At 49.7% G+C, this 10,127-nt stretch carries 10 protein-coding genes and 1 pseudogene; 9 read left to right on the forward strand and 2 right to left on the reverse strand.

Annotated elements, in window-relative coordinates:
- Positions 1–739 precede the first annotated feature (739 nt).
- Positions 740–1,942, forward strand: a pseudogene (locus Q8M98_00050) (IS1182 family transposase).
- Between the two features lie 233 nt (positions 1,943–2,175).
- On the opposite strand, the gene Q8M98_00055 reads toward Q8M98_00050, so the two are convergent.
- Positions 2,176–2,352, reverse strand: a complete 177-nt coding sequence (locus Q8M98_00055) for a hypothetical protein (GenBank protein ID MDP3113143.1) — start codon at positions 2,350–2,352, stop codon at positions 2,176–2,178.
- 32 nt (positions 2,353–2,384) lie between these two features.
- On the opposite strand from Q8M98_00055, the gene Q8M98_00060 reads away from it, so the two are divergent.
- The 8 genes from Q8M98_00060 to tgt all read left to right on the forward strand — a co-directional run bounded on the left by Q8M98_00060 (position 2,385) and on the right by tgt (position 9,072).
- The gene (locus Q8M98_00060) at positions 2,385–3,212 is read left to right on the forward strand and encodes a hypothetical protein (GenBank protein MDP3113144.1); all 828 of its coding nucleotides are present in this window, start codon (positions 2,385–2,387) and stop codon (positions 3,210–3,212) included.
- A complete protein-coding gene (locus Q8M98_00065) occupies positions 3,166–3,351 on the forward strand; it encodes a hypothetical protein (GenBank protein MDP3113145.1) in 186 nt (61 codons plus the stop codon). Before Q8M98_00060 ends, Q8M98_00065 begins: the two co-directional genes overlap by 47 nt.
- A gap of 155 nt (positions 3,352–3,506) precedes the next feature.
- Positions 3,507–5,063, forward strand: a complete 1,557-nt coding sequence (locus tag Q8M98_00070; protein ID MDP3113146.1) for a lysine 5,6-aminomutase subunit alpha — start codon at positions 3,507–3,509, stop codon at positions 5,061–5,063.
- Positions 5,060–5,797: an OAM dimerization domain-containing protein gene (locus Q8M98_00075; protein MDP3113147.1), complete on the forward strand. Its 738-nt coding sequence runs from the start codon at positions 5,060–5,062 to the stop codon at positions 5,795–5,797. Before Q8M98_00070 ends, Q8M98_00075 begins: the two co-directional genes overlap by 4 nt.
- A 1-nt stretch (position 5,798) precedes the next feature.
- Positions 5,799–6,026 carry a hypothetical protein gene (locus tag Q8M98_00080; GenBank protein ID MDP3113148.1) on the forward strand — a complete coding sequence of 76 codons (228 nt, stop codon included), beginning with the start codon at positions 5,799–5,801 and terminating at the stop codon, positions 6,024–6,026.
- Positions 6,013–6,384 carry a four helix bundle protein gene (locus tag Q8M98_00085; GenBank protein ID MDP3113149.1) on the forward strand — a complete coding sequence of 124 codons (372 nt, stop codon included), beginning with the start codon at positions 6,013–6,015 and terminating at the stop codon, positions 6,382–6,384. Before Q8M98_00080 ends, Q8M98_00085 begins: the two co-directional genes overlap by 14 nt.
- Positions 6,385–6,655: 271 nt before the next feature.
- Entirely contained in the window at positions 6,656–7,954 is a 1,299-nt protein-coding gene (gene rseP / locus Q8M98_00090) for an RIP metalloprotease RseP (protein ID MDP3113150.1), read from the forward strand.
- 8 nt (positions 7,955–7,962) lie between these two features.
- Positions 7,963–9,072 carry a tRNA guanosine(34) transglycosylase Tgt gene (gene tgt / locus Q8M98_00095; GenBank protein ID MDP3113151.1) on the forward strand — a complete coding sequence of 370 codons (1,110 nt, stop codon included), beginning with the start codon at positions 7,963–7,965 and terminating at the stop codon, positions 9,070–9,072.
- A gap of 20 nt (positions 9,073–9,092) precedes the next feature.
- Here tgt and Q8M98_00100 read toward each other — a convergent pair whose 3' ends face one another.
- The gene (locus tag Q8M98_00100) at positions 9,093–9,800 is read right to left on the reverse strand and encodes a hypothetical protein (protein ID MDP3113152.1); all 708 of its coding nucleotides are present in this window, start codon (positions 9,798–9,800) and stop codon (positions 9,093–9,095) included.
- Positions 9,801–10,127: the final 327 nt, after the last annotated feature.

Consider the following 10,127-nt stretch of genomic DNA (forward strand, 5'->3'; position numbering starts at 1 on the left):
GTCCTCGTCGGTTCATACGCGTCAGGATAGGTTACAGATTTGTAGATGGGTTGATAGATTTGTAGATGGTTTGACAGATTTGTAGATGGTTTGATAGATTTGTAGATGGTTTGACAGATTTGTAGATGGTTTATAGATTGGCAAATGTGTCATGTTCATCGCTACTATCGCCGACGGGGACGTCGGCGTTCCATGAGGCGGCGTTTCATGATATGGAATTACCGACGTCCCCGTCGGTTCATACGCGTCAGGATCGGTTACAGATTTGTAGATGGTTTATAGATTGGCAAATGTGTCATGTTCATCGCTACTATCGCCGACGGGGACGTCGGCGTTCCATGAGGCGGCGTTTCATGATATGGAATTACCGACGTCCTCGTCGGTTCATACGCGTCAGGATCGGTTACAGATTTGTAGATGGGTTGATAGATTTGTAGATGGTTTATAGATTGGCAAATGTGTCATGTTCATCGCTACTATCGCCGACGGGGACGTCGGCGTTCCATGAGGCGGCGTTTCATGAGATTATGGATGCCGAACTCCGATTCGGCTATGGTTTGTTAAGCTGTGGGGAATCGGCTCTTCCCCATCTCAAGATATAACTCATTGCAGGCTAACTCCTTGCAGCCCCCTCCGCAGCATCGGCATGCTGCGCTACCTCCTTAGCATTACGGAGTCAATACGGACTTAGTCCGTAATGAGTCCGTATTGATTCCGTAATGCAAAGGGGGAAGATGGGCGTCCGGCATATCATCCCATGTACATGTTAAAACTGTTTGTGTATGGATACATGAACAGGATTGCTTCCAGCCGGAGATTGGAAACAGAGTGCAAAAGAAACATAGAGCTAAATTGGCTGATCAATAGTCTTAGTCCAGACTTCAAGACCATTGCTGACTTTCGCAAAGACAATGCTGATGCCATCAAAGAGCTCTCTCTTAAATTCAGGTTTATGCTTAGCAACCGAGGTCTGATAACAGGAGAACTTATGGCTATTGATGGTACCAAGCTTAAAGCGAACGCTGGAGCAAAAGAGCTTAGTTTTGATGAGTTGACAGCCAACCTGGAAGACCTGGCAGGTGAGATTGAAAGGTATTTTGGACTCCTCCAACATAACGATCTTAAAGACGAGCTAGATGATTTGAATACCAATGGTCTCAACAATGCGGAGCTAATAGCTGCGAAGATCAAAGAACTTCAAGCCAAACAAGAAAGGCTTCAAGAGTTGCAGAGCCAGGCCTCACAGACAAATCGCAAGAAAGTAAACCCCACAGATCCTGATTCACGCATGATGAGTGGACGCAAAGAAAGTTTTAGTGGTTATAACCTTCAGATTATTGTTGATGCTCTATTCAAGCTCATTGCCACTGCCAATGTCCGGCAGGCGGCAAATGACCTTCAGGAAATGATTCCCGCCCTTGATGATTTGAAAGAAAGCTTGGACATTGAACCTCAAATCATAGTTGCGGATAATGGGTATGATAATGTGGCGGCTCTGCAGACAATTGAATCTGAGGGCAAAACTGAGGCTTTGGTGATGGTCAAGGAAGAAGGAGCAAGCAACAATGGCTTTAATAAATGGGCGTTTAAATATGACAAAGAGAATGACTGCTACTACTGTCCAATTGGCCAAAAACTTCAGCTCAGAGGTGGGATTCAACAGCGTAAGGGGCGATTTGCATACGTGCACCAATGCAAAAGATCGGTTTGTAATGCTGGTGCACATAGATCAAAATGCAGCAGGAGTAAGGATGGCAGATCCATCACACGCTACACTGATGAAAGCTGGGTGGAAAGCTACCGTGAAAAGATGCATAGGCCGCGGGAAAAAGCTTTGTTGAGGAGGCGAAAAGCAATTGTAGAACACATCTTTGGCGTCCCCAAATGCTGGATGGGAAAGGGATCAAAGCGCCACGGGACGAGGTGCCGTATGCTGTGGTGAACCAGGTGTTAGCTGATTTTTTTACCGGTATCGGGGGCGTCTCGGCGCTTGCCCGGGGATAAGCGGCGGCAGTGGAAAAGCAGCTACGCGGTTTAAGCGACGGGCTGAGAATCCTTTTTTGCGGATCAGCTACACATGTTTGAGTTTATGGGGCAGGGACGATTTGGAATTGGATGACGCGATGTGGTATATCAAATGGTGGAACGAAGAGATGGAGAAAGAGAGCCGATGAGCTACCAGGGGCTATTATCCCGAATGATGATGCGAGCAAGAGTGACAATGTGTGATTTGTCCGCATCGAGAGGGTTGGTCTTTGACCTGAGAGAATCCTGTAAGCGTGCTCTCTTCAGCGCTCTGCGTTCACCACGCCAGAGCAGATACAGCACCAGTAAAGCTATGAAAGTACCCATTTATAACCTCTGAAGATAAAGTAAGGTAAACGATGGCAAATGCAAACCTGACATTGACCCTTGACCTATCTGCTTTCCAGCAGAGCCTGACGGCAGCTTTCAGCATGTATCAGGCAACGCTGAAAACTATGGGGCAGGAGAGTCCCAAGGTAACGAGCAACCTGACGGCAGAGCTGGACAAACTGGCGAGCCAGGTTGCCAAACCGCTGGTTTTGAATGCTGACGGTAAGCCTTTTAGCGACGCAGTAAAGCAAGCTGAAGGTGAAATAGAACAGATGGATAACAAGGCTGAGACAAGCGTGGGCAAGATCAGCCAATGGTGGGGAGCGCATAAGCAGACGTTGAGCCAGTTTTCTCTGGTTTACCGTGGTGTGATGGATATATACAATGACATTACGCGAGTATTTGGCGGGATGATCCAGCAGCAGGTCGAGGCGGAAAAGGCAATGGCGCGGGTGACGGCAGCGGTGAGGAGTACCGGCGGAGCAGCAGGATATACGGCGCTTGAGCTGGGGGCATTGGCTGGGGAATTTGAGCATCTGTATGCCATCGACGCGGACGATTTGATGAGCAAGGTGACGACACCGCTATTAACCTTCAAAAGCATATCCGGCGAGGTATTCAAGGAAGCGCAGCTACAGGTATTGAACATGAGCCGTGCTCTGGGTGTAGATCTGCAGGGAGCGGCTCTGCAGGTGGGCAAAGCTTTGGAAGACCCCGTGGAGGGTTTGTCCGCACTGAGACGCAGCGGAGGCTCAGCGGGTAATCCTGGCAGAGCTGGGCGTGCAATTCGGCGGACAGGCTGCGGAGTATATGGAGACGGGTGCGGGAAAACTGGAAGCGCTGAAGGTATCCTTTGATAACCTGAGCGAGTCTATTGGTGCGGGGTTGCTGCCGGTGATCAACGCATTCGGCGCCGCCGTCATGCCGGTATTGGGTATAGGACAGAACTTCGGTGGCGAGGACGCGAAATATCATTTTATTGCCATACCCTTTTAAAGTGTATTGCTTTGTGCAAGAATGGTGAGCTAATTTGCAAGATTAAGTGAGCCTTTACAGTCACCTGCTCAGCGAAAGGCATATTTCCCTTGACGAGATCGCGGCATCCCAAAACATCGCCTTAAAATAAGCACTAATAAGGATTTGGAGGATAAATGCTCAAGCTGGATCTGAAACCTCAACTGCCGATACGCGCCCGGACAGCGGCAAAGAAAATCGCCGCATCCTTTGGCTGGCTCTTTGAGGATTACAGCTCGCGCTCCATCGAACGCACGGTTATCCGCATGATGGGTATCGACGGTGCTCTCAAAGACGGCAAGCCTATGCCAAACGTTTTGACCGATCATCTGGTATCTCACCGGGCATTGGAAAAAGGTGCCGCGATCCGCATCGCCAATGCCATGCTGCAGAGAAAACTCAGTGCTCAGCAAGTGGCGGATGCGGTTGGACGCGGAGAACTCGATCTGAGCGCTCTGCCGATGGTTTCCAATGACGAAATCTTCGGAATCCTGCAAGAATCCACCACGACTATGTTGAAGCATATATCCCGGCAGAAAAAATATCGCGAGGAAACCTATTCCCGCTATGGTTCCCGGCGCAAACCCGCAATCTACGTGATCGTCGCCACCGGAAACATCCATGAAGACGTCGTCCAGGCACGTGCCGCGGCTTTTGAAGGCGCCGATATCATAGCCGTGATCCGTTCCACCGCCCAGTCGCTTTTGGACTATGTACCCTATGGCGCGACGACCGTCGGCTTTGGCGGAACCTATGCCACGCAGGAAAACTTTCGTATCATGCGGGCGGCGTTGGACGAAGTTTCGGAAAGAGAAAAGCGCTATATCAGTTTGACGAACTATGCCTCCGGGCTGTGCATGCCGGAAATCGCAGTCATGGGCGCGATCGAGAGGCTCGATTTGATGCTCAACGACGCCATGTATGGCATTCTCTTCCGCGACATCAATCCCCAAAGAACCTTGCTGGATCAATACTTTTCCCGCATGATCAACGCCTATGCCGGCATCGAGATCCAGACCGGCGAGGATAATTATCTCACTACCTCGGACGCCATCGAGAAGGCATATACCGTCACCGCCTCGCAGCTCATCAATGAACAGTTTGCCCTGATCAGCGGGATCAAACCGGACAAAATGGGGCTGGGGCATGCCTATGAGATCGATCCCGAGATGGAAAACAGCTTTGTCTATGAGCTTGCGCACGCGCTGCTCACCAAAGAACTCTTTCCCGATTCGCCGGTCAAATATATGCCGCCCACCAAGTTTGCCGGCGGCAACATCTTCAAGACGCACCTGCTGGATGCCATGTTCAACTTTATCGGCGGGCTCACCGATCAGGGAGTTCAGCTTTTGGGAATGATGACGGAGGCGATCCACACTCCGCATCTGGCAGACCGGTCTCTGGCGATCGAGAACGCACAGTACATCTTCAAGGCGGTCAAGGGATTAAATGCCAATCTCCGCCTCGAGCCAGACAGCTTTATCAATGCCCGGGCAAACGAAGTCCTTGAAGAAGCCACGCTCTTCCTCGAAAGAGTTGCCGATGAAGGCTTGCTGAACGCAATGGCAAAAGGCGAATTCGCCGAGATCAAACGCCCTGAAAACGGCGGAAAAGGTCTGGACGGAGTTTTCCGCAAGGACGAAGGTTATTTCAACCCTTTCCTTGAACAAATGAAAGCGGAGCTTGGACTATGAGCAAAAAGACGGTCATCCGCCCCTATGGAGACACCTCAAATGACGGCAAGATGCAGCTTTCTTTCAGCCTGCCGGTCTCTGGGGATGCCATTGGCAAAGAAGCGGCAAGATTGCTGCTCAAGGATATCGGTTTCGATGACATTGAGATCTGCGGTATAAGAGACCTGCGCGAAGGTTTCACGCACTTCATCGCCTATGCCGTAACCTCCTCTTCCGTAGATATTTCCAAGATCAAAGTGACGGTCGTGGAAACTTCGGTCATGGACATGGAAAGCACGGACGAGTATATTCAGAATCATCTCGGCAGACAAATCACCGTAGTCGGAGCCTGCATCGAAAGCGACGCCCATACAGTGGGAATCGACGCCATCATGAATATGAAGGGCTATAATCACCGCTATGGTTTGGAACGCTATCACGGTTTCAACGCCATCAACATGGGCGCCCAGGTATTTTGTGAAGACCTTTTGCAGCGCGCCAGATTGGAAAAAGCGGACGTCATCCTCGTCTCACAAGTGGTCACTCAAAAGAATATCCACATCAAAAACCTCACCCGCCTCATCGAACTCGCCGAGACCGAACAAGTGCGAGACAAAATGCTCTTTATCTGCGGAGGACCGAGGATATCGCACGAACTGGCGATAGAGCTTGGCTATGACGCGGGCTTTGGCACGGGGACATATTCAACCGATGTCGCGTCTTATATTGCGATTACGTTGGCGGGGAAGAGATAATATGTTTTGGTGGAAGGGTGGAAAGGTGGATAAGTTTTTTTGGTGGAAAGGTGGAATGGTGGAAAGGAGGAAAGGTGAAGCTGCGCCTAAGACGAGTTGGGAGGCGAATACCGATAAAAGAAATATGACATATAAGATTCAGGGGATTATCGGGTTTGGAAGAAAGATAATGAGTGTTGCTCCACCTTTCCACCCATCACCGATAAGGAGCAAAAATGGAATCCTATAAAGAGCTAAACGTCTATCAACTCAGCATGGATCTGGTTGTGGACATTTACAAAGCGACCGATGCATTTCCAAAGCATGAGTTGTATGGTCTATGTTCCCAAATGCGAAGATGTGCTATCTCAATTCCATCGAATATTGCGGAAGGCTCAAGTAGAAAGAATTCGAAGGAGTTTATCCAGTTTTTGTTTGTTGCTAATGCCTCACTTTCGGAACTGGAAACGCAGACTGAAATTTCACGTCGGTTAGTATATATATGCAACACCGACTCCATTACCGAAAAGGTTAAGCGCATTCGCAAGATGCTGATAAATCTTATCGCTGCTATTAATAGTAAGTTGGATGAAAGTAGGGGAAAATGATTATGGATAAGTTTTTTTGGTGGAAGGGTGGAAAGGTGGAAAGGTGGAAAGGTGAAGCTGCGCCTAAGACGAGTTGGGATGCGAATACCGATATAAGAAATATGACATATAAGATTCAGGGGATTATCGGGTTTGGAAGAAAGATAGTGAGTGTTGCACACCCATTCCGCGCCAATATACACTTTCCAGCCTTCCACCTTCGCAGCAGTGGCATGCTGCGCTACGGGCACACCTTTCCACCCTTCCACCTTTCCACCTTTCCACGAGAATCATGATTAACCTACTAATAACCATCATCGCTCTCGGCATACTGATAACCGTCCACGAGCTTGGGCACTTCCTGATGGCTCGCGCTTTGGGTGTGGGCATCGAGAAGTTTTCCATCGGATTTGGCAAGCCAATTTTCTCTTTTACCAGAAAGGGGATCGACTATCGCATCGCTTGGATTCCCTTGGGCGGATACGTGAAAATGAAGGGTGAAGATCCAGAGGACACGGATGCCGACGAAGCGCTTTCCTTCACCAAAAAAGTGTGGTGGAAGCGCGGATTGATCGCTTTCAGCGGACCCTTTGCAAATCTCGTTTTCGGGTTGCTTATCTTCATTGTTTCCTATATGTTGCCGCTCACGGTGGAGGATCACTATCCGGTCGTTCACGAGGCACGGGGGATCTGGAATGGCGTTTTTACACCGGGGGATAGCATCGTCAGCGTCAATGACAAGCCGGTCAACGGGTGGTATGACTTTTTGGGCGCTTTGTCCAAAGAACAGCAGAACAAGATAACCCTACAGCGGGATTCGGAGCTGAGGAGCTTTGCGGTCCAGCCTGCCGATCTCGATTCTCTTTATGTTAGCTTGTTGCCATTGGTCAGCACCCGGATCGGAGAAGTGTTTTCAGCAATGCCGGCATGGAAAGCTGGCTTGAGGGTTGGCGACGTAGTTTTGGCGGTGGATTCGGTCGAGGTTGACAATTGGTATTCGATGCGGGAACTGATTGTCAGTTCCCCGCGCGACACTGTCGAACTGAAGCTCCGACGTGGGGAACAGATTCTCTCGCGCGGCATGAAGCTGAGTGAAAACCCTGCCTTAGGCGAACAGAAGATGATCGGCATATCCCAGTTCCAACCGGTGAAAAGCGTCCATCAATTCACTCCGCCCCAGGCAGTTAAGAACGGTATCAGTTCCACTTTCGGTTTCATCGCTTTGAACTATGCCGGGCTTTACAAACTGATCCTTAATCCCAAACAATTTGGCAGCAGCGTCGGCGGACCGGTGATGCTTGCCTCGATGTCCCAACAGGTTGGAAACAAGGGCTTTGGCTATCTGTTAATCTTCTTTGCCAGCATCAGCCTGATCCTGATGATCATGAATCTGTTGCCGATCCCCATTCTTGACGGCGGACACATCATGTTTTGCCTGATTGAAGGCGTTAGCGGCAGACCGGTTCCAGTGAAAATCCAGGCGCTCCTGCAAAGAGTGGGTCTCACACTGCTGCTGCTTTTGATGGTTTTTGCCTTCTATTCGGATATTTCGAGCCTGCTGATGCGTTTCTTTGCGGGCAGAATGCCATAGGATGATTGATGTTTGAATTTAATTTGGAACACAGAAGCGGAAAAGCGCGCGCCGCTTCGATCAGCACCGATCACGGAGATATCAAGACTCCCGTTTTCATGCCGGTCGGCACTCTCGGAACGGTGAAGGCGATGAGCCCTCACGAACTCGAGGTCAGCAACGCGCAGATCATTTTGGGAAACACCTATCACCTCTATTTGCGTCCCGGGCACGAACTTATCCGCGCCGCCGGCGGTTTGCACAAGTTTATCTCCTGGGAACATCCCATGCTCACGGACAGTGGTGGTTTCCAGGTGATGAGCCTCTCCGCGCTGCGCAAGATATCCAAAGAAGGGGTGACCTTTCAGAGCCACATCGACGGCAGCCGTCATTTATTCACTCCGGAAAGCGTGATTGGCATCCAGGAAGCCCTCGGCGCTGATATCATCATGAGTTTTGATGAATGCCCCCCTTTCCCCACCACCCGTGAATATGTGGCAAAATCTCTCAAAACCACCCTCCAATGGGCGGAACGGGGCAAGAAAGCTTTCACCAACCAGGCTCGTCAAGCTCTCTTTGGCATCGTTCAGGGTGGCGTCTATGAAGACCTGCGCGAGCAATCCGCACTCGCCCTCATGGACATGGATTTTCCGGGTTATTCAATCGGCGGACTCGCAGTGGGAGAAGGAAAAGAGGATTTGTTGAGAACGACGGCTTTTCTAAACGACATCCTGCCTCAGGACAAACCCCGCTATCTGATGGGCGTCGGAACTCCGGCAGACCTTTTGCAGAACGTCGGCAACGGGGTGGATATGTTTGATTGCGTGATGCCCACCCGCAACGCACGCAAGGGCAGCATCTTCACCCGCTATGGAAAGATGATCATCAAGGCGGCACGCTTCAAGGACGACTTTGCACCCATCGATCCGCTCTGCGGCTGCTATACCTGCCAACACTTTTCCCGTGCCTACATCCGGCATCTCATCAGCATGAACGAGATTCTCGGCATGCGTCTCACCACCATCCACAGCCTCTATTTCTATCAGGAATTGATGCAGATGGCAAGAGCCGCGATCATCAATGACCGATATCAGGACTTCATGGCAGAAATGCTTCCCGTGCTGGACAGAATAATATAGACGAGGTTATGTTTTCCGGCTTATAATCGAGCCCCTATACCCAGACTGAATAGATGTTTCAAGGCACTGCCGCCATTAACGATTGGGATGTATTCCAGCCCAAGTTCCGGAGTCAAGTGAAAAGCATACAGGTTGAATCTGGCATTTCCACGGATACCGCCGTGGATGACTGCATAGGGACCATAATTAACGCCGTTGTAAAACTTGGAAAAGCTGCTATAGTTCACGCGGCAAGCCCCCGTGAAACTAACCACCTTACCGGCACGGTAGGTATAAAGCAATTGAGCTTCTCCTCCATTTGCTCGATACACTGCGTAAGTATTTTCAAATGCATTCAATCTTTCATACTTGCCTCTTACGCTGGTGAGCATCGGTATCGCCGCCAGATAGTGCTCACCTTCCCTGTAGAGGAGCATCTTGCAACCATATTTGAAGCCATGGCTTTTCGCTGCCAGAAAGAAAATTCCACTGAGATCAACACGGGGCGTCATGCCCAGGGAAAGTTTGCATCCATAGTTCCCATCGATGCTCACCTTGTTTTCGTCTTGGGGATCGTCCTCTCCTCCTGTGCGGACTGCGGTGTCCAGATCCACACCCGCTCCAAAATATGCAGAGACTTCTACCTTATCCGGATAAAGCGGGATCGCGGTATCCTGCGTGCTGAGATCCATCACCGCGCAACCGCCTAAAAGGAAGAGCGCACTCAAACAGAGATAAACATATTTCATAATTACTCCTCGCTTTTCAGTTTGATTCAATCCCGTTTTTTTGTCAAGAAGTTTGCTCCTGCGTGCGAGGTTATACGTTACAATGAATAGCTACTGAAAAGAGTCAGTGAAATCTGCAATTAGGGTCACTGAAATCTGCAAATGCCAAAACAGATACACTTCCAATGTTATAAATTCTGCCTTATGAATCCATATCGGTGTATTGCGTATATCATTACGGATTTTTGATCTTGATTTTACGCTGAGTATAGTGTCAACCACTTGGACATAATAGTGCCCGATTTGCAGGTTTTGGTGATCAAAACAATGAAGTTTAATGAAATTTTG

Source organism: Candidatus Cloacimonadaceae bacterium, assembly GCA_030693415.1.
Taxonomy (GTDB): domain Bacteria; phylum Cloacimonadota; class Cloacimonadia; order Cloacimonadales; family Cloacimonadaceae; genus JAUYAR01.

Excerpts from the sequence above, each read along its gene's own strand:
- Q8M98_00055 (MDP3113143.1), bottom strand. The coding sequence starts at position 2,352 with ATGGGTACTTTCATAGCTTTACTGGTGCTGTATCTGCTCTGGCGTGGT.
- Q8M98_00060 (MDP3113144.1), top strand. The coding sequence starts at position 2,385 with ATGGCAAATGCAAACCTGACATTGACCCTTGACCTATCTGCTTTCCAG.
- Q8M98_00065 (MDP3113145.1), top strand. The coding sequence starts at position 3,166 with ATGGAGACGGGTGCGGGAAAACTGGAAGCGCTGAAGGTATCCTTTGAT.
- Q8M98_00070 (MDP3113146.1), top strand. The coding sequence starts at position 3,507 with ATGCTCAAGCTGGATCTGAAACCTCAACTGCCGATACGCGCCCGGACA.
- Q8M98_00075 (MDP3113147.1), top strand. The coding sequence starts at position 5,060 with ATGAGCAAAAAGACGGTCATCCGCCCCTATGGAGACACCTCAAATGAC.
- Q8M98_00080 (MDP3113148.1), top strand. The coding sequence starts at position 5,799 with ATGTTTTGGTGGAAGGGTGGAAAGGTGGATAAGTTTTTTTGGTGGAAA.
- Q8M98_00085 (MDP3113149.1), top strand. The coding sequence starts at position 6,013 with ATGGAATCCTATAAAGAGCTAAACGTCTATCAACTCAGCATGGATCTG.
- rseP (MDP3113150.1), top strand. The coding sequence starts at position 6,656 with ATGATTAACCTACTAATAACCATCATCGCTCTCGGCATACTGATAACC.
- tgt (MDP3113151.1), top strand. The coding sequence starts at position 7,963 with ATGTTTGAATTTAATTTGGAACACAGAAGCGGAAAAGCGCGCGCCGCT.
- Q8M98_00100 (MDP3113152.1), bottom strand. The coding sequence starts at position 9,800 with ATGAAATATGTTTATCTCTGTTTGAGTGCGCTCTTCCTTTTAGGCGGT.